This is a genomic window from Phenylobacterium sp., from assembly GCF_031360265.1.
In the GTDB taxonomy this organism is placed as follows: Bacteria; Pseudomonadota; Alphaproteobacteria; order Caulobacterales; family Caulobacteraceae; genus Phenylobacterium.
Genome location: NZ_JANMBF010000011.1, coordinates 1 through 22,876, shown reverse-complemented (window position 1 = coordinate 22,876; position 22,876 = coordinate 1). Strand labels below are relative to the sequence as shown.

The window sequence follows — 22,876 nt, the reverse complement described above, 5'->3', positions numbered from 1 at the left end:
CCCCTGGCTCAGGTCCGCGCGGGGATGATCACGGGCAGGGTCTCGTAGCCCTTCACGAAGCTAGAATAGACGCGCTTGGGTTCGCCGACGACCTGGATCAGCGGGAAGCGCTTGAGGATCTCTTCCCAGATCACCTTCAGCTGCAGTTCGGCCAGCCGGTTGCCGACGCAGCGATGGATGCCGAAGCCGAAAGAGATGTGCGTGCGGGGCCGCTCGCGGTCGATGATGTAGGCGTTCGGATTGTCGATCACCTCTTCGTCGCGGTTGCCCGAGACGTACCACATGATGACCTTGTCGCCCTTACGGATGGTCTTGCCCTGGAACTCGAAGTCGCGCAACGCGCGGCGGCGCATGTGGGCCAGCGGGGTTTGCCAGCGGATTGTCTCGGAGACCATCGAAGGGATGAGATCGGGATTGGCGCGCAGCTTGGCGTACTGGTCCGGGTTCTGGTTGAGCGCCAGGATCGAGCCGGAGATGGTGTTGCGGGTGGTGTCGTTGCCGCCGACGGTCAGGAGCACGATGTTGCCGAAATACTCACGCGGCTCCATGGTCCGCGTCGCCTCGCCATGCGCCAGCATCGACACCAGGTCGCCCGTCGGCGGCGCATTGACCCGCTGGTTCCACAGTTGCGTGAAATAGGCGTGGTACTCGACGAAGATTTCCATCTTCTGCTCGATGGTATCCACCAGGCCCTGACCCGGGGCGGCGGTGACCACGTCGGACCAGTAGATCAGCTTGCGGCGATCCTCCTGCGGCATGCCGAACAGGGTCGCCAGCGTCATGCCGGTGAGTTCCTTGGAGACCTTGTCGACCCAGTCGAACTCCTCGCCGATCGGCAGGGCGTCGAGGATCGAGGCGGCGCGCTCGCGGATCAGCGGCTCCATCACCTGCAGGTTCATCGGCGAGACCGCGGGACTGACCACCTTGCGCTGCACGTCGTGCTTGGGCGGGTCCATGGCGATGAACATCGGCAGCGGCCCGGCGCCCTCCGTCTGTTCGGCGATGGTGATGCCGCCTTCTGACGAGAACACCTGATGATTGGTGTCTATCGACATGATATCGTTGTATTTCGTGATCGACCAATAGGGTCCGAACTCGTGCTCCTCGGTATAGTGCACGGGGTCTTCGGCGCGCAGGCGCTCGAAGATCGGCCACATGGTGTCGGCCTGGAACAGGGCCGGCTGGGCCGGGTTGAGCTTCGCCAGGGGGGTTGCGTAGGCGTCCTCGCGAGCCTGTGCGAGGTTTGCCAGATTGCCGTCCGCCATGATGCGTCCTCCCGATTTCGACCCGATTTTAGCATTGCATAGATCGCAAAGTGACGCCTGCGTCAACTTCTCGGGAAACGCTCCCGGGCGCTGGAGGCCGCCGGTGTGGCGTGAGACAAGCGCGGTGTGCCCGAGCTGATCCGCATCGACGACCCCGACGATCCCCGACTGGCGGACTACCGCGCGGTGCGCGAGCGCGATCTGGTGGGCCGCGGCAAGGGGTTCATCGCCGAGGGACAGGTGGTGCTAGAGAAACTGATCCAGGCGGGCCGCCACCCCTTGAGATCGGTGCTGGTGGCCGACAAGCGGGTGGACGCCCTGGCGTCGCTGTTCGTGGGCCTGCCCGCGCAGCTTCCGATTTACGCCGCGGGGCAGGGCGTGATGGACGCCGTGGCGGGCTTTCCCATCCATCGCGGGCTGCTGGCGGCCGGGACCCGCGCGGAGATGGGGTTCGCGCAGGTGCTGCGGGCGCTTCCGGCCAGGGCCCTGGTGGTTTTCCTGGTGGGCATCGCCAATCACGACAACATGGGCGGCCTGTTCCGCAACGCCGCGGCCTTCGGCGCCGACGCCGTGCTGCTCGATGACGGCTGCTGCGATCCGCTCTATCGCAAGGCGATCCGGGTCTCGGTGGGCGCGGCTCTGACTACGCCCTTCGCCCGGGGCGGGCCGGCGGCGGCGATGGCGGCGGCGCTGAAAGCGGCGGGTTTTTCCCTGGTCGCCCTGTCACCGCGCGGCGAGGTCGACCTGCGCGACGTGGCGCCCGCCGCGCGCACGGCGATCCTGTTCGGCGCCGAGGGTCCGGGGTTGTCGCCGCAGATCCTGGCCCTGGCGCAGACCGTGCGCATACCGATGTCCGGCGACTTCGATTCCCTCAACGTCGCCACCGCCAGCGGCATCGTGCTGCATCACCTGGCGTCCGCGCCGAAGGCGTAGCCGGAGATCGTCACGTCCATGACCGTGTCGCGAAAGCTGAGCCGTCCCGGCTCGCCGCGCGCCGCGCCGGCGGCCACGAACAGCGGCGCCAGGTGCTCCTCCCGAGGATGGGCGTCGCGGGCGTAGGGCCCACGGTCCCAGTGGCGGATGGCCTCGTCCCGGCCGGCCGGATCGGCCATGGCCTCGCCCAGCCAGGCGTCGAACGCCTGCGACCTGGCGGTGAAGGCCGGCGAGAAGCCGCCCATGTTGTGCCAGCTCATCCCCGAGCCGACGATCAGCACACCCTCGTCGCGCAGCGGCGCCAGGGCGCTGCCGGCGGCCAGGTGCGCTGCGGGATCGAGGTCGGCGCGCAACGACAGCTGCACCACGGGTATATCGGCGTCCGGGGTCGCCAGCAGCAGCGGCACGAAGACCCCGTGGTCATAGCCTCGCGTGGCGTCCTGCGCCGTTGGGAAGCCTGCGCCGCGCAACAGCGCCTGGACCCGCGCCGCCAGGGCCGGCGAGCCCGGCGCGTTGAAGGCCAGCCGGTAGGTGTGCTCGGGAAAGCCATTATAATCGAACAGCATCGGCGGCGCCGGCGCCGAGCCCACCGTGAAAACCGGCGCTTCCCAGTGGCCGGAGATTATCAGGATCGCCTTGGGCCGCTCCGGCAGGTCGGCGATCAGGCCCTTGAGCCAGGCCGCCGTCGCGTCCCAGGTGTCGGCGGGGCCGCGCGTCCAGTCCATGAAGAAACAGGGCCCGGCGCCGTGCGGGATGTAGAGGGTGGGAAGGGTCATGCGAACCTCGGTCTTGGGGTCAGGATCAGGCCGCGGCCTTGCCGGCCAGTATCGTCTCGATCCAGGCGCTGAACGCCTTGCCATAGGTGGTCAGGAACGCGGCGGTCCCATCATTGGCAAGTTCGCCCGCCTCGTTGAACAGCGAAAACGCGTTGCCGACATAGGCCTCGCTGGTGAGCACGGGCACGTTCAGGAATACCAGCGACTGGCGCAGGTGATGGTTGGCGCCGAAGCCGCCGACGCCGCCCGGCGAGACGCTGACCACAGCGCCGGGCTTGCCATTCCAGACGCTGGAGCCATAGGGCCGCGAGCCCACGTCGATGGCGTTCTTAAGTGCGGCGGGGACGGAGCGGTTGTATTCCGGGGTGACGAACAGCACCGCGTCGGCCGCCGCGATCTTCGCGCGGAACGCCACCCATTCGGCGGTGGGCGTGGCCTCCAGGTCCTGGTTGAACAGCTGCAGGCCACCGATCTCGACCTCGCTGAACGTCAGGTCTGGCGTCAGTTTTTCGAACGCGTGCGCGAGCTTGCGGCTCACAGAGTCCTTGCGGAGGCTGCCGACAATGACGGCGACGCTGCGGGGTTGGGTCATCGGGTGGTCCTCTATGGTTGTGGACATCTGTTGCGATAGGAGATGGACCCGCGCCGCGACGTTGATAATCCGGCGCTGGCGCATAAATGTGTTTCCGGCACGGAAGTAATCGCATGGACCGCTTCGATGAGATCTCAGCCTTCGCCGCGGTGGCCGACGCGCGCAGCTTCACCCAAGGGGCGCGGCGGCTGGGCGTGTCGGGCGCTCAGGTGTCCAAGCTGGTGGCCCGGCTGGAGAACCGGCTGGGCGCGCGCCTGCTCAACCGCACCACCCGCGACGTCTCGCTGACCGACACCGGCCGGGCCTATCTGGAGCGGGCGCGGGTGCTGCTGGAGGATTTCGAGACGCTGGAGGGGTCGGTGCGCGACCAGAGCGGGCCGCGCGGCCTGCTCAAGGTCTCGGCCCCGGTGTCGTTCGGGGCGAGCCAGCTGACCCCGGCGCTGCTGGACTTCGCCTGCGCCTATCGCGATGTGTCCCTGGACGTCTCGGCGACCGACCGGATGGTCAATCTGGTGGAGGAAGGCTTCGACGTCGGCGTGCGCATCGGCCTGCTGGGCGACTCGTCGGTGATCGCGCGCAAGCTGGCGGCCGTGCGGATCGTCACCTGCGCGGCGCCTGACTATCTCGCCCGGGCCGGCGCGCCGACCACGCCGGCGGATCTCGGGGCTCACGAGGCGATCCTCGACACCAACGCCCGCGACCCGCTGGTTTGGCGCTATGGCCCGATGAACGATCGCCACGAGGTCCGCGTCCACGGCCGGATGAGCTTCAGCGGCGCGGACGCCTGCGTCGCGGCCGCCCGGCGAGGCTTGGGCGTCACCCGCACCCCGGCCTTCGCCGCCGCCGAGGATCTGCGCGCCGGCCGCCTGGTCCCGTTGCTGTGCGCCTGGGAGCCGGAGATGATCTTCGTCCACGCGGTCTATCCGCACGCCCGCCACCTGGCCGCCAAGGTCAGGGTGTTCGTCGATTTTCTGGCCGCGCGCTACGCCGGCGAGCCGGAGTGGCACCAGGGCTGGGGCGCCGCGCACCCGGCCTCTTGAGGCGTCGCTTCCTAGGCGTCAGCGGGTCTTGGCGGCCAGCCGTTCGGCCAGGTACCGCCGCAGCGCGCTCGACGGCTCGTCGCCCGTCCAGGCCTGTTCGAAGGCGTCGACTCCGGCGGCGATCGCCGCGCTCATCGGCAGCTCCTCCCAGCGCTGCATCAGGGTCTTCTGGATCCACACCGCCTGCGGCTCAGCCTCCAGCAGCTTCCCCAACAGGGCGTCGACGGCGGCGGGGAGGGCGGCGGGCGCGTGGATTTCCTCGACCAGTCCCCAGGCCAGCGCGTCGGCCGCCCCGAAGGTCTCGCCGGTCATCAGGATCCGCCGCGTGCGGCCCCAGCCGATCAGCGAGGGCAGCAGGGCCGCTTCGACCACCGAGGGAAGGCCCAGCCTCACCTCCGGCATGCCGAACATCGAGCTGTCGGTTGCCAGCCGCAGGTCGCAGGCCGCGGCCACCTCCAGCCCCGCGCCCAGGCACCAGCCGTCGATGGCCGCGATCACCGGAACCGGCGTGTCGCGGATCGCCCGGCAGCAGCCATGAACCTTGAGGATGAAGTCCCGCGCCTGCGCCGGACCGGCCAGCGCGGCCATCTCATCGATGTCCGCCCCGCCGATGAAGGCCTTGCCGCCGGCGCCGGCCAGCACGACCGCCCGCACGCTCGCATCGATCGCCAGCTCGGCGAACCGTGCGACCAGCTGTCCCATGACCTCCGACGACAGGCTGTTCAGCTTCTTTCGGTTGTCGAGGGTGACAAAGGCGACCCGACCGCGCGGGTGATCCTCATAGCGGACCGCGACGTAGGCGATCATTGTGCGGCAGGCATCTTGGCGGTCCACCCGGAGCGCGGAAAAGCCTCCAGCCACCCGAACACAACCGCCTTGAGCGCGATCCGGTGGTCGCAGAACGCGCGGTCGGTTGGCAGGGTGACGTTCATGTCGTGGCCGCCGCTCGGCATAGGCGCCTGCGGGGGCTCGCGGCGGATAGGTCTCGTGCGGCGCCGCATGTCGCCTCCCGGTGCGGCCGGAAGCGGCCCCCCGCCTGTCTAGGTCCGCCGACCGCGTTGGGCAATCGCCCTGCGGCGCGCCGCCGCCTACTGGACGGCCTTGCCCTGGCTGGTGTCCATCCGGGCTGCGAGCTCGTCCTTGCGCGCCTGCATCCGTGCGCCGACAGCCCTCAGGTCCATCTCGGTCTTCTGGACCTTGGGGAAGTAGTCTTCTTCCTCTTCTTCGACGTGGTGCTCGATCTGCTCGCCGAGCACCTTGACCTTGGCGTCGAAGAGATCTTCGCCGGCCTTCATGGCCTCGATCTCGTCCATCAGGTCCCTGGCCGCGGCGTGCTCGACCACCGCCTCGTCGACGATGTCCTCGTTCTTCAGAAAGTCGCGGCTGATCGGGTAGAAGATCTCTTCCTCGATGGTCATGTGGATGCGCAGCTCCAGGCAGATCCTGTCGGCCAGCGCCGTCTTGCGATCCTCATCCCTGGCGGTCTCGAACTGAGCGAACAGCTTCTCAACCGCGCGGTGATCGGCCTTGAGCAGCGCAATGGCGTCAGGACCCTTGCCGGCTGTCGACGTCGTGGCGGTCTTGATCGGGGTCCTTTTGGCGGTCGAGGGGGTGGTCGTGGCCATGGGGTGTTCTCCGGTCCTGCAACTGGGGAGCCCGCGCCCCCCTTGGTCGTGTGAACCCCCGGACGGGATCGCAGTTCCACTTGATTTTCCGCTCGGCTACGGCTGGTTAGGGCGATGAGCCGGGGCGCCGAAGTCATGGTGGCGGGCGCGGGCGCGCTGGGGCTGAGCCTGGCGCTGGCGCTCGCCGACGCGGGCTGCCGGGTGACCGTCTGCGATCCCGCCGGAGAACCCCGTGCTTCGGCCGTCGCGGCCGGGATGCTCGCCCCGGTGTTCGAGGCCGTGTTCGACGCCGGGGCGGCCGGCGATCTGGATCTGCTGCTGGCCGCGCGCAACCTGTGGCCAGCCCTGGCCGCCCGCACGGGCATCGCCATCGACCGGTCGGGCGCCGCGGCGGTGGGATCGCAGGCCTGGCTGGCCACGGTGCGGGCCGGGCTGACGCGCCTGGGTCTGCACGGCGCGGACCTGCCACGCGAGATGCTCGGGGACCTTGCGCCCGGGCTGGCCCCGGGGCTCCAGGGGCTGCTGGTGCGCGAGGACTGGCGGCTGGAGCCGCGCCCGGCCCTGGCCGCCCTGCGGCGCGCGGCAGGCGAGGCGGGGGTCGGTTTTCGCGCCGAGCGGGTCACGGCCCGGGGCGGGGCGGATATCCTGGTGGTCGCCACGGGCGCCGATCAGGGCCTGGCCGTCGCCCTTCCGCAACTTGGCGCCCTGACGCCGATCAAGGGCCAGATCCTGCGGTTCGCGGAGCAGGGCGCGGGCCGGCTCAGCCTGCGCGGCCAGGGGGCCTACGCCGTGCCGGCCGGCGGTGGATTGGCGGTCGGCGCGACCATGGAGCCGGGCCTGGCCGACATCGCGATCGACCCTGTGGCCCTGGCCCCGCTGTCGCGGGCGGCGGAGTGGATGTTCCCGGACCTGGTCGGCATGACCTCCAGCGCCTCGGCCGGCGTCCGGGCGGCGACCCCCGACGGCCTGCCGATGGTCGGATTTTCCACGACGCCGGGGGTCATCCTGGCGGTCGGCGCGCGGCGCAATGGCTGGCTGCTGGCCCCGCTGGTCGCCCAGATCGTGACGGCTTGCGTCACGGGCCGCGATCCTGGCCCCTATGCGCGGCGCCTTGACCCCGGCCGCTTTGCGAGGACGCCATGAACGGCTTCTGGTTCACCGACGAGCAACAGGCGATCCGCGACGGGGTGCTGAAGCTCTGCGCGCGCTTCGACGCGGGCTATTGGCGCAGGGTCGATGAGAGCGGCGATTTCCCCGAGGCGTTCGTCACCGCGATGACGCAGGCCGGCTGGCTGGGCGCGGCCATGCCCGTCGAGCTTGGCGGGTCGGGTCTGGGCCTCACCGAGGCCGCCATCGCCATGCAGGCGGTGGCCGAGAGCGGGGCGGGGTTTTCCGGCGCCAGCGCGCTGCACCTGAACATCTTCGGCCCCATGCCCCTGGCGAAATTCGGCACGGACGAGCAGAAGACCCGGCTGATCCCGCGGCTGATTTCCGGCCAGGACCGGATGTGTTTCGGGGTCACCGAGCCCGACGCCGGCCTCGACACCACCAGCCTGACCACCCGCGCGGTCCGCACCAACGACGGCTATGTCATCCGCGGCCGCAAGATGTGGACGACCATGGCGCAGCGGGCGACCAAGATGCTGATCGTCGCGCGCACCACACCGCGCGCCGAGGTCGCCAAGGCCACCGACGGCATCAGCCTGTTCTACGTCGACTTCGATCGCGAGAAGATCCAGGCCACGCCGATCCCCAAGATGGGCCGCAAGGCGGTGGAGTCCAACGCGGTGTTCATCGACGACCTGCATGTGCCCGCCGACGCCCTGGTGGGCGAGGAGGGGCGGGGCTTCTACTACCTTCTGGAGGGGCTCAATCCCGAGCGGGTGCTGATCGGCGCCGAGGCGGTGGGCCTGGGCCGCGCGGCGCTGAACCGGGCCGCCGGCTATGCGCGGGAGCGCGTGGTCTTCGGCCGGCCGATCGGCCAGAACCAGGGCGTCGCCCACCCCCTGGCGCGCGCCTGGATGGACCTGGAGGCGGCCAACCTGATGGCCTTCAAGGCCGCCGCCCTGCACGACGCCGGGCGCGACTGCGCGGCCGAGGCCAACGCCGCCAAATATCTGGGCGGGGAGGCGGGGTTTCGCGCCTGCGAGACCGCGGTCCTGACCCACGGCGGCATGGGCTACGCCAAGGAGTATGACGTCGAGCGCTACTTCCGCGAGTCGATGATCGCGCGCATTGCTCCGGTCAGCCGCGAGATGATCTTCAATTTCATCGCCGAACGCGTGCTGGGGCAGGCGAAGAGTTACTGAGGGGCGGGTCGCCCGACCTGTCGCGCCGGTGAACGATCCGGTTCCGCGACCGTTCACGTCCGATGACGGATAGTCCTCGAGCAAGTTCCGAGGGACAGGGCGGAACGGTGAAGCTAGCTACGGGTTTCAATGTGATGACCTATCGCCATCTTTTCCTGACCGCCGCCGCCACAAGCCTGATGCTCGCCGCGTGCACCCAGCAATCCACCGCGCCCGCCACCGGCGCACCGATCGCCAGCTTGCCCCTGGCCCAGGCCGCGCCGCCGCCCGAGATCGCGGCGCCCTATGCCAACGCTCTGCCGCCGGCGCCGCCGATCCGCCGCGCCGTGCAGCCGCGCCGGCCGGTCTACGCCTATGTCGACGACGCCTACCGGATGAGCCACGCCTTCGCCGACAGCCCGCCAGACTACACGGTCGCCTACCAGGGCGAGCGCCCCTACGTCTGGCGTTCCACGGGCGGCGAGTATCGGGTGGTCGAGCAGACCCCGGACGGCGAGCGTGAGTATTTCTACCGTGGCGACAGCGACTATCCGTTCCTGGTCCGCGACAGCCGCAATTCCTATGCCTATGACAACGACCAGCTGGTTGAAGTCTACGACACTTACGGTCGGCCCTACCCGAACTACGCCCCGTCATTCCTGGACATCGCCGCGCGCTACCTGTTCCGCGCACGCGGCCTGCACAGCGCCGCGTTGCACGAGCAGCGGCAGGCCGCCTACGCCGGCGACTGGCGGGCCCGCCGCGACGCGGTCCTGGCCCCGCAGCAGACGTGGGGGGCAGAACGGCAGCGCAATCCCGACTGGCGGCGCATCCACGACGAGCGGCTCCAGCAACAGCCGCAGCAGCAGGTCATCTGGCAGCAGGAGCGCCAGCAGCGACTGGCCTGGGCCGCCCGCGCCGCCCCGATCGTCGCCGCGGCTCCGATCGCGCCGCCGCGCGATGGGCGTCCGCCGGACGGCCTCGGCGGCTTTGCAGGCGGCCGCGCCCAGGCCGAGGCCCGGGCCCGACAGCAGCAACAGAACCAAGCCCAAGCCGAAGCCCAGGCGCAAGCCGGACTACGCGCCCAGGCTGAGGCCCAGCGCCAGCAACAAGCTCAGGCGCAGGCGCAGGACAGCCAGAGGCGTGTCCAGGCCGACCTAGCCCAGCGGGCCCAGGCCCAGGCGGCGAACCAGGCCCGGGACCAGTTGCGCGCCCAGGCCGCCGCCCAGCATCAGCAGCAGGCGCAGACGCAGGCACAGCAGCAGCGCGCCCAGGCCGACGCGGCGAGTCGCGCCCTTGGTGACGCTCGGCGCCAGCAGCAGGCCCAGGCCCACGCTCAGGAACAGGCTCAGCAACAACGGGCCCAGGCCGACGCCGTCAACCGCGCCCGCGGCGATGCTCAGCGCCAGCAACAGGCTCAAGTCCAGGCCCGGCAACAGGCCCAGGCTCAACAGCAGCAACGCCTCCAGGCCGACATCGCCAACCGCGCCGGCCAAGAGGCCTCCCGCCAGGCTCAGATCGCCGCTCAGCAGCACCAGCAGCAGGCGGCTCAGGCCGGCGCTCAGCAGCATCAGCAACAGGTGCGGCAGGCGCAGGCTGTCGCCCAGCAGGCGCAGCAGCATCAGGCGGCGGCCCAGGCAAGCCAGTCTGCCGCGCAGCACGCCCAGGCGGTCGCGGCCAACGCCGTCGCTGCGGCCGGGAAGGACAAGGCGGCCAAGGCCGGTGGCAAGCCCGTCAAGCCCAATGAACAGCAGAAATAGCGCCGCTCTGTAAGTTTCCCGACGCCCGTCCCACTATCTCTGTCGAACGGGGCGGCGACCGGTGGACCTGAGCAGTGGACAGGACGAGCGCTATACAGCCGCCGCGACGGAGTTCGGTCCGGCGATCGCGCGGCTGGCGCGGGCCTATGAGGCTGAGGCCGATCCGCGTGGCGACCTGATCCAGGACATCCACGTGGCGCTCTGGCGCAGCCTGGCGGCCTTCGACGGGCGCTGCTCCCTGCGCACCTGGGTCTATCGGGTGGCGCACAACACCTGCGCCAGCCACGTGCGCCAGCGCCGGCGCTGGCGCGGCGAGCGGGGCGCAAGCCTGGAGGCGCTGGTGACCGTTGCCGATGCTGACGATCCCGAAGCCGCGGTCGGCGAGCGCCGCGCGCTGGAACGGCTGATGGCGATCATCCAGCAACTGGGCTCGCCCGACCGGCAGGTGGCGCTGCTCTATCTCGAAGACCTCGACGCCGCGGCCATCGGCGAGATCACCGGCCTGTCCGCCGGCGCCGTGAGCGTCAAGATTCACCGCCTCAAGGCCGTGCTGGCCCGCCGGTTCGCAGAAGGAGGCCGCGCATGAGCCAGCCGCCTGACGATCATCTGAAGGCCCTATGGCAGGGCCAGCAAACGGAGACGCCCGCCATGACCGCCCAAGCCGTCCGCATGCTGGCGCGCAACTATGCCGACAACTTCCGCGCACGCATCTGGCTCGGCGTCACCTTCGCCATCTTCGAGGTGTTTCTCTTCGGCCTCCAGGCCTGGCGGGCGCCGACCGGCTACCTGCGGGCGGGCGATATGATCATGATGGCCGGCGGTGTCTGGATGATCTGGCGTATCGTCGCCAAGCGGCCGGGCCGGTTGCCTCCGCCCGAAGCCTCGACCGCAACGCTGATCGAATTCCATCGCGCCCAACTGGAACGCCAGCCGACCGGCGCCTCGTGGATGGCGGTGACCGCAGCGCCGATCTTCCTGGGAATGGCGGTCGTCCTGGTCGGCCTGCAAAGGGCCCGGCCGAACATGAGCTTGGCGAACTTCGCGCCGGTTGTCGTCCTGATCATCGTCTGGTGTATCTGGGCGTTCGTCCTGCAGAAGCGCCAGGCGAAGCGGCGGGCCGAACAGATCGCCGAGATGGATCAGCTGCGGCGCGGTTAGCTTGCGCCCCCGGCCGGCCCAGATCGTCCTTATGATTAGCGCCGCATTAACCATGACGGTTCAGGACTCCGGGCATGACGGTCCAGGGCATCCGAGGCGTGGTCGAGGCGGCGATCCAGCGCGCCGCCCAGGCGACGGGCGTCGACTTCTCGTTCCTGATGAAGACGGCGAACCGCGAGAGCGGGATGAACCCCGCCGCCAAGGCCGGGACCTCGTCGGCCGCCGGCCTCTTCCAGTTCGTCGAACAGACCTGGCTTTCGACGCTGAAGCAGCATGGGGCCAAGCACGGCTATGGGCGCTACGCCGAGCTGATCGCCAAGGGGTCCGACGGGCGCCTCCACGTCGCCGGCGATGCGGCGCACCGCGCGGTGATGAACCTGCGGCTCGACCCGCACGCGGCCTCGCTGATGGCCGGCGAACTGACCTCCGATTCCGCCGCCTATCTGAAGGGCCGCACCGGCCGCGCCGCGACGGCCGGTGAGCTCTACGCCGCTCATTTCCTGGGGCCGCAGGGCTCGGCGCGGCTGATCGAGGCGGCGCAACGCCAGCCGGGGACGGTTGCCGCGGGCCTGTTTCCCGACGCCGCCCACGCCAACAAGGCGATCTTCTATCGCGACGGCCGCGCCGCCACCGTGGGCGAGGTCTACGCCAACCTGACCAGGGCGGCCGGCCATGGGGGCGTGGCCGCCGAGCCCGCCCCGCCGGCCGACGACGGCTTCATCCAGACCGCTTCGGGTCGTCGCCTGGATCGCCAGCGACAGCAGGAAGCGATGATCTCGCTGATCCTCAACGGAACCCAGCCCGGCGAGGCGATGGGCGCCGGCCAACGGCTCACCGGCTCGCTGTTCACCACCGAGATGCTGAAGATGTTGTCCGACAGCCAGCGCAGCTAGGCGGCCGCCTCCGCTGCGAAGATCGCCTCGATCTCGGACGCCGAATAACCGATCTCGGCCAGCACCTCGCGGGTGTGTTCGCCCAGCGTCGGCGAGCGCGGGCGCACGGTCGCATCGGCGCCGGGGAAGCGCGCGGGCGCGGCCGGCGAGGGGAAGGTGCCGCCCTCGCCGTCCTCCACCTGGACGATGGCGCCAGACGCCATGACCTGCGGGTCGGCGGCGACCTGGGCCGGGGTCTGCACCGGCGACCAGACCATGTCAGCCGCATCCAGCTTGGCGGCGATGTCGTCGAAGCTCATGGTGGCGAAGGCGGCATCGAGTTCGGCCACCAGCAACGGCGAGTTCTCGCGGCGCGCGCGGCCGGTGGCGAAGCGCTCGTCGTCCACCAGGTCGGGGCGCCCGGCGATGGCGGCGAAAGTCGGCCAGTCCTTGGCGCCGCCTCTGGGGCTGTGCACGAACCAGCGCTCGTCGGCGCTCTTGAAAAAGGTGGCGATGGGGTTCATCGGCAGGTTGCGCGGACGGTTTGAGGCCAGCCGGCCGAACTTCAGCTGCACGGCAAGGTCGGATCCGACCGTGTAGACGCCGGTGGCCAGCAGCGAGGTCTGCACCAGGCGCCCGGCGCCGGTCTTCTCGCGCTCATATAACGCCGCCAGGATCGCCGAGACGGTGGCCAGCGAGGTGATGTGGTCGCCGAACCCCGAGCGCAGCATGAACGGGTCCATGCCCTTGGGCGTGGTCATGTTGGCGACTCCGGCGCGGGCCCAGAAGGCGGTGACGTCGAAGCCCGGCTTGTGGGCCTCGGGGCCCTCGAGGCCGTAGCCGGTGACCTGACAGAACACCAGCCGCGGATTGGCCGCGCGGATCGTCGTCTCGTCGAGGCCGGCGCGCTTCAGGGCGGCGGGTCGCACATTGGTGATGAACACGTCGGCGGTGGCGGCCAGTCTGGCCAGCGCCTCGCGGCCCTGCGGCTTGCCGACGTCCAGCACCACCGCGCGCTTGCCGCGGTTGTCGAGGTCGAAGGTCGGGTTGCCCTTCAGCTCGGTCTTCAGGTCTGCGAAGGCGTGGCGCATCTGATCGCCCCCGGGCCGCTCGACCTTGATTACGTCCGCGCCCCAGTCGCCCAGGATGCAGGCCGCGCCCGGCGCGGCTATGTAGGAGGCGAATTCGACGACCTTCAGGCCCTTGAGCAGCACGCAGGATCTCCCCGATTTTCTCCTATGCTAGAGCACGAACGACGGTTTGGGGGAGAGGATTCTGCCGGCGCGCCTCGGGCGTCGCCGGTCCGGGTTTGCGGAAAATGTTAATCCACAGGTTCCCTGGCAACCGGGCGTTAAGCATGACCGTAGACAGTCAGACTCATGGGAGGGGCGGGTCCAGGGTTGGATTTGGCGCCCTGTCTGGGGCTTGCGGCCATATGGCGACGACGCGATCGGCGCTCACGGACGATGATATCCGGACGCTGGTGAAGGGCGCCACGGCCGATGAGCGCGCCGCGGCCGCCTTGAAGCTTTGCCGCGCCATCGACGCGGGCGAGCTCAGCGCGGGAGACCGCGCGACCGCCGCTGAGATCCTGCGGATCATGGCCGCCGACGCCGCCGAACTGGTGCGCCGCGCGCTGGCCGTCACCTTGAAGGCGTCGCCGCTGGTGCCGCGCGACGTCGCCCTGGCGCTCGCCCGCGACGTTGAAACCATCGCCCTGCCGATCCTCAACTTCTCGCCGTCGTTCCTCGATGAGGATCTGGCCCAGATCGTGCGTCTGGGGGGGGCGGTCCGCCAGCTGGCCATTGCGCGCAGGCCGGCCCTGTCGCGCACCGTCACCGAGGCGATCGCCGAGCATGGCGGCGACCGCGCGGGCGCCGCGGCCTGCGCCAACGACAACGCCGACTTCGCCGAGGAAGCCCTGCAACGGGTGATCGCACGCTTCGATTCCTCGGAAAGCGTGCTGGCCGCCGTCGCCTACCGCAGCGTGCTGCCGCTCTCCGTCGCTGAGAAGCTGATCACCCTGGTCAGCGACCAGGTGCGCGACCACCTGATCGCGCATCACGCTCTGGCGCCGGAAACGGCGCTGACTCTGGCCATGGGGTCCGCCGAGCGGGCCACCGTCGATCTCGTCGAACAGGCCGGGCGCGCCGCCGATGTGCGCGGCTTCGTCGCCCATCTGAGCCATGAGGGCCGCCTGTCGCCCTCGCTGCTGCTGCGGGCGCTGGCCCAGGGTCACATGACCTTTTTCGAGTGGAGCGTGGCCGAGCTGGCCGGCGTGCCACACCATCGCACCTGGCTGATGATTCACGACGCCGGACCCCTGGGCCTGCGGGCGATCTATGAGCGCGCGGGGCTGCCGGCGCGGCTGTTCCCCGCTTTCCGCGCCGCGGTGGACACCTTCCATTCGATGGAATTCGACGGCGGCGCGCGCGACCTGGAACGGTTCCAGGAACGCATGTTGCAGCGCTTCCTCACCCAGCCGCAGACCGCCGCGCGAGACGACGTCGACTACCTGATCGACAAGATGGACCAGGTCTCCCGCCAGGCCCGCGCCGACGCGGGGATCGCCCAGAGCGCCTAACCCTGCGGTCTACGGCTTGGTCGGGTGGCCCACGGCCCAGACATAGGCGGACACGGCCGCCAGGTCGTCGGGTGACAGGTGGGCCCCTCCCATCGGCGGCATCGCGCTGCGATACTGTTTGGGCGCCGGGACGCCCTTGGCGATGACCTCGGTGATCGACGCCAGGCTGCCGTCGCCCCAGAGCCAGGTCCCTGAGGTCAGGCTGGGCCCGAGCGGACCGCCGGCGGCGTCCTGGCCGTGGCAGGCCCCGCAGGCGCCGGCCTTGAACAGCCGCAGGCCGGCGACCACCTGGTCCGGCGTGGCGCCTGGCGGCGTCGGAAGCGCGGCTTGCGCCGGGATCTGAGCCGCCGGAATCTGGGCGGACGGAATCTGGGCCGAGGCGACCGGGGCGTCGGGTTGGCCCCGGTAGGTCACCCGCCAGATGCGGCCCTTCACGTCGTCCGAGATGAACAGCGCGCCGTCGGGCGCCACCGCCAGGCCCATGGGCCGGAAGATCGCCTTGCCGACAGCCTTTCCCGGGCCGGCGAAGCCGTCGGCGAACACCACGAACGGGCCGGACGCCTTGCCGTCGCGCAGCGGCTGGAAGACCACATTGAATCCGTCCTGCACGGCGGGCGCGCGGTTCCAGGAGCCGTGGAAGGCGATAAAGGCGCCGCCGCGATAGGCGACCGGGAAGGCCTTGGCGGTGTAGATCTTCAGGTCGTTGGGCGCCCAGTGCGCCGGGAAGGCGGCGACCGGCGGCCCCTTGCCGGCGCAGCCGCCGCGGGCCGCGCCGCCGTCGCCGCCATATTCCGGGGCCAGCACCAGCGCCTTCTGGGCCCCGTCGTAGTAGCAGGCGGGCCAGCCGTAGTCGCCGCCCTTGCTGACCTGCAGCAATTCCTCGGCCGGCAATTCGGTGGCGCGCGCGGCGTCGGGATAGAGCGCCGGCCAGTTCTGCAACAGCTGGTCGCGCCCGTGCTGGGTCGCAAACAGCCGCCCGGCGGCGTCGAACGCCAGGCCCATGCCGTTGCGGATCCCGGTGGCGTAGCGTTCAGCGGGCGAGAATTTCTGGCCGAGCCGGCCCGCGTCATAGAGCCAGATGCCGGCGCGGGTTTGGGTTTCCAAACAGGGGTTGGCGCCCGGGACGCCGGGGACCCGGTTGCGCGGCTGGCAGGCGTTGGTCGCGCTGCCCATGTCGACGAACAGGCGACCCTTGGCGTCGATCACGAAGGGGTGCATCGGATGGTCGCCGCCCAGCGGCATGCCGGACAGCACCACCTGGGGCTTGCCGCCCGGCGCCGCGCCGCCGGCGGCCAGGGCGTAGCGGACGATCCGGTCGTTCACTTCGGCATAGACGTAGCCACCATAGATCCCGATGCCGGTGCCGCCGGCCGCGCCCTCGGCGCGCGTCTCGCCGAACGGAGTGACCGCATCGGCATGTCCGTCCCTGTCGGTGTCCTGCATCGCCACGAGGAACCCGGCGGTGCGCGGCTTGGAGCCGGCATAGTAGGGGCCGCTCCACAGGTTGGCGTAGACCACCCCGCTGGGCGCCACGGCGATATGGCGGACGTTGCCGAGGTTGTCGGCGAAGACCGTGGCGCAGAAGCCGGGCGGCAGGGTGATCCCGCCGCCATCGCCGACGCAGGCCGCGCCTGCCGCCGTCGGTCCCGCCAGGGCCGTCGGCGCCTGGCCCGCGGCCAGCAGCACCGTCGCGCCAAGGCTGGCGGCCACGATCCCCTTAAGTCCGGCGTGCATCGGCGCTTCCCATCCTGTCGACCAAGCAAGTCGGATACCTATCGCGTCACCGGCCGCACAGGAAGACGGGTTAAACCGCGGCTTGCGCGCCGGACGCCGGGGCCTCAAGCTCGAGTGATGACCGAGACCCCCGAGAACAAGTCCCCCGACATCAAGTCCCCCGAGATCAAGCCGGCCGCCACCATCCTGCTGCTGCGCGACGATCCGACCTTCGAGGTGCTGATGGTCAAGCGCCATCACCAGATCGACTTTGCGTCGGGCGCCCTGGTGTTTCCGGGCGGCAAGAGCCACGCCGGCGACCACGATCCGGCCTGGGTCGACCACGTGCTGGGCTGGGAGACCTATGACGCCGAGCAGCGCGGCCTGCGCATCGCCGCCATCCGCGAAGTCTTCGAGGAGGCCGGAATCCTGCTGGCCAAGCGCCGCGATGGCCAGCCGATGAGCGGCGAGGCCTGTCCGATGGATGTCCGCCAGGCGGTCGACGCGGGGACAACGCGGTTCCTCGACGTGATCTGCGACCTCGACGCGCGGCTGGACCTCGCGGCGCTGACGATCTTTGCCCGCTGGATCACGCCGCCCCTGACCCCCAAGCGGTTCGACACCTGGTTCTATGCGGTGAGCGCGCCCGCCGAACAGCTGGCCGCCTGTGATGGGCGCGAGACGGTCGACGCCGAGTGGATCGCGCCGCGCGAGGCGTTGCGTCTGGCCGCGGCCGGCGAGCGCAAGGTGATCTTTCCCACCCGCATGAACCTGCAACTGCTGGCCGAAGCCGCGGACGCGCACGACGCGGTGCGCCGCGCGGCGGCCCGCACCCTGGTCACCGTCCTGCCGCAAATTCAGCAGCGGCCGGCGGGGCGGGTGCTGGTGTTGCCCCCGGACGCAGGTTACGGCCTCGTCGAGGAGTCTCTGGAAAACGTCATGTAATCAGATCGTCAGGAAGAGAACCTAAGCGCCCATGGCGCGGACGCGGCGCTCGAGTTCCTCCACCAGAACACGGCCGACGGGATGCTCTTCAGACTTGATCTCGTCGCGCACGGCGGCCTTGATCGCGTCAATATGGGCGTCGATCAGTTCCAGCGGCGCGGCGGCGCGCTTGTCCTTGTCGTCGATCATCCGGCTCAGCGAACTGGCGACGCGGGTGATCAGCGGATAGCCGTAGGTTGTGCCCAGGCCCTTCAGGTCGTGGGCCCGGAGATACAGGGAATCCATGGCCTCGGCGGTCGCGCCCTCGACCCGGATCGCCTGACGCGCGGCTTCCAGCTTGGTGATCTCGTCGGCGAGCCACTGGGCGAAATTGCTCGAAAGACTCTTCAGCGCCGCTTCGGCCTTGGCGATCGCGGCCGGATCGATCGCACCGAGCCGCCCAGACCCACCGAGCCTCTGGCGAAGCGCGCTGTTCGGCGGGATCGTCTGCCCGGAATTCTGCTGGCTCACGCACGCGCCCCTCTGTTAGCCGTCGACAATCTCTAATCGCGACCCGTTAATAACCCGTGAGCCGCAACCTATGGTTTCGGCTGGCATTTCGGTGATGATCGGCGGATTTCAGTCCGAAAACTGTTCCGCCAGCACCCGTTCCTCAAGGCTGCGGCCCTCATCGAACAGCATGTTCAGGGCCACGTCCCGATCCTCGGCGACATGGACCTCGAGCACATCGCGGACCTCGAAATTGTCCGCCACGGCGCTGACCGGGCGCTTGCCCGGCTCGAGGATTTCGAAGGTCACGCGGGCGGTGTGGGCCAAAAGGGCGCCGCGCCACCGCCGGGGCCGGAAGGCGCTGATCGGGGTCAGCGCCAGGACCCGGGCGTCCAGCGGGATGATCGGGCCATGGGCGGACAGGTTGTAGGCGGTGGAGCCGGCCGGCGTGGAGACCAGCGCGCCATCGCAGGACAGTTCTTCCAGGCGCAGCTTGCCGTCGATGGAGATGCGCAGCTTGGCGGTCTGGCGGGTCTGGCGCAGCAGGCTGACCTCATTGATCGCCAGCGCCACGTGGGTCTTGCCATGCAAGTCGGTGGCGGTCATCCGCAGCGGCCGGATAACCGCGCGCTCGGCCGCGGCGATCCGTTCCTCCAGGCGGTCCTCGTTGTAGTCGTTCATCAGGAACCCGACCGAACCCCGGTTCATGCCATAGACCGGCAGGCCGGCGGGCATGTGGTCGTGGAAGGTCTCGAGCATGAAGCCATCGCCGCCCAGGGCGACGATCACCTCGGCCTGCGCCAGGGGCACATCGCCGTAGCGTGCGGCGAGGCGCGCACGCGCGTCCTGGGCCTCGGGACGTTCGCTGGCGGTGAAGGCGATGCGCGTCAAGACGGGGCCGGGCCGGTGGAAGTCACGCGCTCAGAAGCCGTCAAGCCCGGGGCCTTGTCAAACCGAGCGGGCGGCCTGGCGGAAGGCCGCGGCGGCCACCTCGGCCGTGACCGGGCCAAACGCACCGGCCGCGCGCTGGGCGCCCTCGGCTCCGCCGCCGGGGCGGCCGTCGTTCAAGTGCCGGATCAGCTCCAGGATGCTGGGGAAGACGCTGCGGTCAATGTTCACCGCCGCGCAGGCCAGGCCCAGCAGCTCGGGTCGTTCGGAATCGATCACCCGCTGCACATGGCCGGCCTCGAAGCCGCCCAGGGTCGCCAGCGCCACCGTGAACAGCGACAGCCGTCCTTCCTGCAGGGCCCTGACCAGGTAGCCGGGGCGAAGCTGGCCGGCCAGGTGCAGCTTCTCGGTAAGCTTCAGTTCCATCGCTTCGCGCTCGCCGTCACGGGCCAGGATGACCGGCCCAGCGGCGGCGCCAGCGCCGGCATGCGCTTCCCGCACCGCCTGGGCCAGGGCGTCGGCCAGCTGCGCGGGATCGAGGCGGAAGCGGGCCGACAACGAATCGCGCAGCGCCTGACCCACCCAGACGTAGAGCTGCAAGGCCAGGTCGCCGGAAAGACCGGGATGGCGCGCCAGCGGGGACCGGAGGGCGGCGATCTCGCGGGCGGCCAGGACCAGCCGCTTCATATCGCCCGGCGCCAGCGCCGCGGAGTGGTTGCCGGCCAGGGCGGTCATCACCGCCGGCTCGGCGGCGTCCAGGATGGCGGCCACCACCGGCGCCGTCAGGTTTGGTCGGCGCGCCACCTCGATCTGGTGTTCGATCGTCGCCTCGACCAACAGGCGGATCAGATCGGGCTCCTTGAGCAGGGCGCTTCTGGCGATGATCGGTCGGGCGATCTCGATCTCGTCGAGCGCCAGGACGTTGACCAGGGCAGGCGGCGTCCAGGCCGCGTCGGCGAGCTTTTCGGCCAGCCGCCTGCGGATTTCGCGCTCGGCGCCGGCCACCAGGCCCAGAAAGATGGAATTCAGCAGCAGCTGAACCTGCGGCGACGCCATCGTCGCCTCGTCCTCGCCGGCGTCGCAAAGAGCCACGACGCCCAGCAGCAGGCGTTCCCGATCTCCGGGGGTCCGGCTCTTTGCGAGTTCAAGCAGGCTTTCGCTGCTCATCGCGACGCTCAAGCCTGACCCTCCATTCTGTCGGTTCGGCTGTGCCTGAAACTGCTCCGCGCGAATGAAAACATGCTTAAACATCGGCAAGTTCATTTCTATGGAGGCGCCATCCATGGCCGACCCGCTGATTCTGGCGCTCGATCAGGGAACCACCAGCACCCGGGCCATCCTGTTTGACGCCGCCGGCCGGGCCCTGGCCGAGGCGGGTCGCCCCCTGGACCAGATCTATCCCGCCGACGGCTGGGTCGAGCATGACGCGGAGGCGATCTTCACCGCATCGGTGGAGGTGCTGCGCGAGGCGGTCGCCAAGGCCGCGCGGTCGATGGCGGAGATTGCGACTATCGGCATCACCAACCAGCGCGAGACGGTGGTGGTCTGGGACAAGGCCAGCGGCCGGCCGATCCACAACGCCATCGTCTGGCAGGATCGCCGCACGGCGCCCGCCTGCGACGCCCTGCGCGCGGCCGGTCGGGAGGGCCGGGTCACGGAGATCACCGGCCTGCTGCTCGACCCCTATTTCTCCGGGACCAAGATCGCCTGGCTGCTGGATCGTGTGGACGGCGCCCGCGCCCGGGCCCAGGCGGGCGGGCTGCTCGCCGGGACGATCGACAGCTGGCTGATCTGGAAACTGACCGGCGGGCGCGTCCACGCCACGGACGCCACCAACGCCTCGCGCACCCTGGTGTTCGACATCCGCACCCAGGCCTGGTCGGCCGAGATGGGCGACATGCTCGGCGTGCCGCTTGGCCTGATGCCGCAGGTGCGCGACTGCGCCGGTGATTTTGGCGAGACCGATCCTGGCCTGCTGGGCCGGGCGATCCCCATCCGCGGTGTGGCCGGCGACCAGCAGGCGGCGCTGATGGGTCAGGGCTGCATCCGGCCGGGCGAGATGAAGGCCACCTACGGCACCGGCTGCTTCATGCTGCTGAACACCGGCGAGACCCCGGCCCCGTCGGCCTCGCGGCTGCTGACCACCGTGGCCGCCCGGGTCGGCGGCCGGACCACCTATGCGCTGGAGGGGTCGATCTTCATCGCCGGGGCCGCGATCCAGTGGCTGAACGAGGGACTCGGGGTCGGCGGCGGGCCGCAGGGCGTCGAGACCCTGGCCGCCCAGGCCCGCGACGACACCGGCGTGGTGCTGGTGCCCGCCTTCACTGGCCTGGGCGCGCCCTGGTGGGATGCCGGCGCCCGCGGCGCACTTCTTGGCCTGACCCGGGATTCCGGCCTGGCGGAAATCGCGCGGGCCGCCTTCGACGCCTGCGCCCTGCAGACCCGCGACCTGATCGAGGCGATGCGGACCGACGCCCCCCTGGCGTTCGAGGGCCAGGTCGAGCTGCGCATCGACGGCGGCATGTCGCGCAGCGCCTGGTTCAGCCAGCGGCTGGCCGACCTGACCGGCGTGGCGGTGGGGCGGGCCACCTATCAGGAGACGACGGCGCTTGGCGCGGCGCTGTTCGCAGGCGTCGGGGCGGGGGTCTATGCGAACGTCGAACAGGCCGCCGGCGCGCGCCCGAAGACCGAGGCGTTTCAGCCGGCGATGGAGCAACCCCGCCGCGCGGCCGCCTACGCCCGCTGGCTCGACGCGGTGGCGCGGGTGCGCAGCCAGATCAACGCGAACGCTTGACGCTGAGGGCGCCCGGCGCGACCCTGTGGGCGATCAGAAATCAGGAGACGCCCCATGGCGGATGGATCGAGTGTCGGCGTCGCCTCGCTCAAGGGCAAGGTCAGCGCCGAGGAGTGGCAGGCTCGCGTCGATCTGGCCGCGCTCTATCGGCTCGTCGCGCTCCACGGCTGGGACGACCTGATCTACACGCATATTTCGGCGCGGATACCGGGACCCGAACATCACTTCCTGATCAACCCCTATGGCCTGCTGTTCGAGGAAATGACCGCCTCGGCGCTGGTCAAGATCGACCTGGAGGGCGGCATTCTCCAGGACACGCCCTATTTCATCAACCCGGCGGGCTTCACGATCCACTCGGCGATCCACGCCGCGCGCGAGGACGCCAAGTTCGTGATGCACCTGCACTCCGACCACGGCGTGGCCGTCGCCGCGCAGTCGCAGGGCCTGATGCCGCTGTCGCAACACGCCCTGGTCGTCCTGCCGCGGCTGGCCTACCACGACTATGAGGGGATCGCGCTCAATCACGACGAGCGCGAGCGTCTGGTGGCGGACATCGGCGACAAGACCCTGATGTTGCTGCGTAATCATGGTACGCTGGCCGTCGGCGACAGCGCCGCGAACTGTTGGGTCGGCATGTATTACCTGGAGCGCGCCTGCACCATGCAGGTGGCGGCGCTTTCAGCTGGGCCGGCCGGGGTGTTGATCGCGCCAGACGCCTCGCAGGCCGAGGTTCGCAGTCAGGTGAGCCGCGGTATCGGCGGCGCGCTCGCCTGGCCAGGGTGCCTGCGCAAGCTCGACCGGGAATCGCCCGGCTACGACGCTTAAGGCCCCCCGGTCGAGTTCCCGGCGGCCACCGAGTGTTCACGGGCGCCGCCCAGGAAGCCGCGCGAGCGTTTTCCGGCTGCTGTTTCAGCGCCGCAACCTACAGCCATTGTTCTGTGGCCGGGGCAGTCTACTGACGCAAAGGTAGAGCGCGCCTCTGGGTCCAGAGGAGCGCCTGCGAGGTTTCAGGCGACGGAGTCCCCCGGTTTGTTGCGACGGCATTTTTTCCTGGCGGCCGCGCTCGTGGTCCTGGTCGTCATGGTCCTCGCGGGGGTGTGGAAGCTGACCCTTGGCAAGGCGGCCGCCCCCGGCGGGGGCGGTGGTCCGCCGGC

General features: G+C 70.1%; 23 protein-coding genes. 12 read left to right on the top strand and 11 right to left on the bottom strand.

Annotated features, from left to right (window positions below):
* Nucleotides 1-8: 8 nt before the first annotated feature.
* Nucleotides 9-1,265: a cytochrome P450 gene (locus RMN86_RS00500; protein WP_309603862.1), complete on the bottom strand. Its 1,257-nt coding sequence runs from the start codon at nt 1,263-1,265 to the stop codon at nt 9-11.
* A gap of 126 nt (nt 1,266-1,391) precedes the next feature.
* On the opposite strand from RMN86_RS00500, the gene RMN86_RS00495 reads away from it, so the two are divergent.
* Nucleotides 1,392-2,198, top strand: a complete 807-nt coding sequence (locus RMN86_RS00495) for an RNA methyltransferase (protein ID WP_309603861.1) — start codon at nt 1,392-1,394, stop codon at nt 2,196-2,198.
* Here RMN86_RS00495 and RMN86_RS00490 read toward each other — a convergent pair.
* Both RMN86_RS00490 and RMN86_RS00485 read right to left on the bottom strand, forming a co-directional pair.
* The gene (locus RMN86_RS00490) at nt 2,171-2,974 is read right to left on the bottom strand and encodes a class III extradiol ring-cleavage dioxygenase (RefSeq protein WP_309603860.1); all 804 of its coding nucleotides are present in this window, start codon (nt 2,972-2,974) and stop codon (nt 2,171-2,173) included. The two genes, RMN86_RS00495 and RMN86_RS00490, sit on opposite strands and share 28 nt — an antisense overlap.
* A 25-nt stretch (nt 2,975-2,999) precedes the next feature.
* The gene (locus RMN86_RS00485) at nt 3,000-3,566 is read right to left on the bottom strand and encodes an NAD(P)H-dependent oxidoreductase (RefSeq protein ID WP_309603859.1); all 567 of its coding nucleotides are present in this window, start codon (nt 3,564-3,566) and stop codon (nt 3,000-3,002) included.
* A gap of 113 nt (nt 3,567-3,679) precedes the next feature.
* Here RMN86_RS00485 and RMN86_RS00480 point away from each other — a divergent pair, with 113 nt between their 5' ends.
* On the top strand, nt 3,680-4,606 hold the full coding sequence (locus tag RMN86_RS00480; RefSeq protein WP_309603858.1) for a LysR family transcriptional regulator: 927 nt from the start codon (nt 3,680-3,682) through the stop codon (nt 4,604-4,606).
* An 18-nt stretch (nt 4,607-4,624) separates the two neighbouring features.
* Here RMN86_RS00480 and RMN86_RS00475 read toward each other — a convergent pair whose 3' ends face one another.
* The 3 genes from RMN86_RS00475 to RMN86_RS00465 all read right to left on the bottom strand — a co-directional run bounded on the left by RMN86_RS00475 (nt 4,625) and on the right by RMN86_RS00465 (nt 6,231).
* Nucleotides 4,625-5,413 carry an enoyl-CoA hydratase gene (locus RMN86_RS00475; RefSeq protein WP_309603857.1) on the bottom strand — a complete coding sequence of 263 codons (789 nt, stop codon included), beginning with the start codon at nt 5,411-5,413 and terminating at the stop codon, nt 4,625-4,627.
* A complete protein-coding gene (locus tag RMN86_RS00470) occupies nt 5,410-5,538 on the bottom strand; it encodes a hypothetical protein (protein ID WP_309603856.1) in 129 nt (42 codons plus the stop codon). The genes RMN86_RS00475 and RMN86_RS00470 overlap by 4 nt, the downstream gene beginning before the upstream one ends.
* 156 nt (nt 5,539-5,694) lie before the next feature.
* Nucleotides 5,695-6,231, bottom strand: coding sequence for a hemerythrin domain-containing protein (locus tag RMN86_RS00465; protein WP_309603855.1), 537 nt, complete (start codon nt 6,229-6,231; stop codon nt 5,695-5,697).
* A gap of 114 nt (nt 6,232-6,345) precedes the next feature.
* Here RMN86_RS00465 and RMN86_RS00460 point away from each other — a divergent pair, with 114 nt between their 5' ends.
* The 6 genes from RMN86_RS00460 (at nt 6,346) to RMN86_RS00435 (ending at nt 12,330) form a co-directional block, all read left to right on the top strand.
* Complete coding sequence (locus tag RMN86_RS00460) at nt 6,346-7,374, top strand: FAD-dependent oxidoreductase (protein ID WP_309603854.1); 1,029 nt, start codon at nt 6,346-6,348, stop codon at nt 7,372-7,374.
* Complete coding sequence (locus RMN86_RS00455) at nt 7,371-8,540, top strand: acyl-CoA dehydrogenase family protein (protein ID WP_309603853.1); 1,170 nt, start codon at nt 7,371-7,373, stop codon at nt 8,538-8,540. Before RMN86_RS00460 ends, RMN86_RS00455 begins: the two co-directional genes overlap by 4 nt.
* A gap of 134 nt (nt 8,541-8,674) precedes the next feature.
* Nucleotides 8,675-10,279 (top strand): hypothetical protein, encoded by a 1,605-nt coding sequence (locus RMN86_RS00450; protein ID WP_309603852.1) that lies wholly within the window; start codon nt 8,675-8,677, stop codon nt 10,277-10,279.
* Between the two features lie 61 nt (nt 10,280-10,340).
* A complete protein-coding gene (locus RMN86_RS00445; RefSeq protein WP_309603851.1) occupies nt 10,341-10,865 on the top strand; it encodes a sigma-70 family RNA polymerase sigma factor in 525 nt (174 codons plus the stop codon).
* A complete protein-coding gene (locus RMN86_RS00440; protein WP_309603850.1) occupies nt 10,862-11,437 on the top strand; it encodes a hypothetical protein in 576 nt (191 codons plus the stop codon). Before RMN86_RS00445 ends, RMN86_RS00440 begins: the two co-directional genes overlap by 4 nt.
* Before the next feature lie 74 nt (nt 11,438-11,511).
* Nucleotides 11,512-12,330, top strand: a complete 819-nt coding sequence (locus RMN86_RS00435) for a transglycosylase SLT domain-containing protein (RefSeq protein WP_309603849.1) — start codon at nt 11,512-11,514, stop codon at nt 12,328-12,330.
* On the opposite strand, the gene RMN86_RS00430 is transcribed toward RMN86_RS00435, so the two are convergent.
* Nucleotides 12,327-13,523 (bottom strand): CoA transferase, encoded by a 1,197-nt coding sequence (locus RMN86_RS00430; protein WP_309603848.1) that lies wholly within the window; start codon nt 13,521-13,523, stop codon nt 12,327-12,329. The genes RMN86_RS00435 and RMN86_RS00430 overlap by 4 nt on opposite strands.
* Nucleotides 13,524-13,744: 221 nt before the next feature.
* Here RMN86_RS00430 and RMN86_RS00425 point away from each other — a divergent pair, with 221 nt between their 5' ends.
* Entirely contained in the window at nt 13,745-14,893 is a 1,149-nt protein-coding gene (locus RMN86_RS00425) for a DUF2336 domain-containing protein (RefSeq protein ID WP_309603847.1), read from the top strand.
* A 9-nt stretch (nt 14,894-14,902) separates the two neighbouring features.
* Here the strand turns inward: RMN86_RS00425 and RMN86_RS00420 are convergent, their stop codons facing one another.
* Nucleotides 14,903-16,627, bottom strand: coding sequence for a c-type cytochrome (locus RMN86_RS00420; RefSeq protein WP_309603846.1), 1,725 nt, complete (start codon nt 16,625-16,627; stop codon nt 14,903-14,905).
* Between the two features lie 117 nt (nt 16,628-16,744).
* Here RMN86_RS00420 and RMN86_RS00415 point away from each other — a divergent pair, with 117 nt between their 5' ends.
* Nucleotides 16,745-17,551, top strand: coding sequence for an NUDIX hydrolase (locus RMN86_RS00415; RefSeq protein ID WP_309603845.1), 807 nt, complete (start codon nt 16,745-16,747; stop codon nt 17,549-17,551).
* 21 nt (nt 17,552-17,572) lie between these two features.
* Here RMN86_RS00415 and RMN86_RS00410 read toward each other — a convergent pair whose 3' ends face one another.
* The 3 genes from RMN86_RS00410 to RMN86_RS00400 all read right to left on the bottom strand — a co-directional run bounded on the left by RMN86_RS00410 (nt 17,573) and on the right by RMN86_RS00400 (nt 20,107).
* The gene (locus tag RMN86_RS00410; RefSeq protein ID WP_309603844.1) at nt 17,573-18,061 is read right to left on the bottom strand and encodes an Hpt domain-containing protein; all 489 of its coding nucleotides are present in this window, start codon (nt 18,059-18,061) and stop codon (nt 17,573-17,575) included.
* A gap of 108 nt (nt 18,062-18,169) precedes the next feature.
* Nucleotides 18,170-18,931 (bottom strand): NAD kinase, encoded by a 762-nt coding sequence (locus tag RMN86_RS00405; protein WP_309603843.1) that lies wholly within the window; start codon nt 18,929-18,931, stop codon nt 18,170-18,172.
* A gap of 57 nt (nt 18,932-18,988) precedes the next feature.
* Nucleotides 18,989-20,107: a DUF2336 domain-containing protein gene (locus RMN86_RS00400; RefSeq protein WP_309603842.1), complete on the bottom strand. Its 1,119-nt coding sequence runs from the start codon at nt 20,105-20,107 to the stop codon at nt 18,989-18,991.
* 103 nt (nt 20,108-20,210) lie between these two features.
* Here RMN86_RS00400 and glpK point away from each other — a divergent pair, with 103 nt between their 5' ends.
* Both glpK and RMN86_RS00390 read left to right on the top strand, forming a co-directional pair.
* On the top strand, nt 20,211-21,722 hold the full coding sequence (gene glpK / locus RMN86_RS00395) for a glycerol kinase GlpK (RefSeq protein WP_309603841.1): 1,512 nt from the start codon (nt 20,211-20,213) through the stop codon (nt 21,720-21,722).
* A gap of 54 nt (nt 21,723-21,776) precedes the next feature.
* Nucleotides 21,777-22,547 carry a class II aldolase/adducin family protein gene (locus RMN86_RS00390; protein ID WP_309603840.1) on the top strand — a complete coding sequence of 257 codons (771 nt, stop codon included), beginning with the start codon at nt 21,777-21,779 and terminating at the stop codon, nt 22,545-22,547.
* The last annotated feature ends 329 nt before the right edge of the window (nt 22,548-22,876 follow it).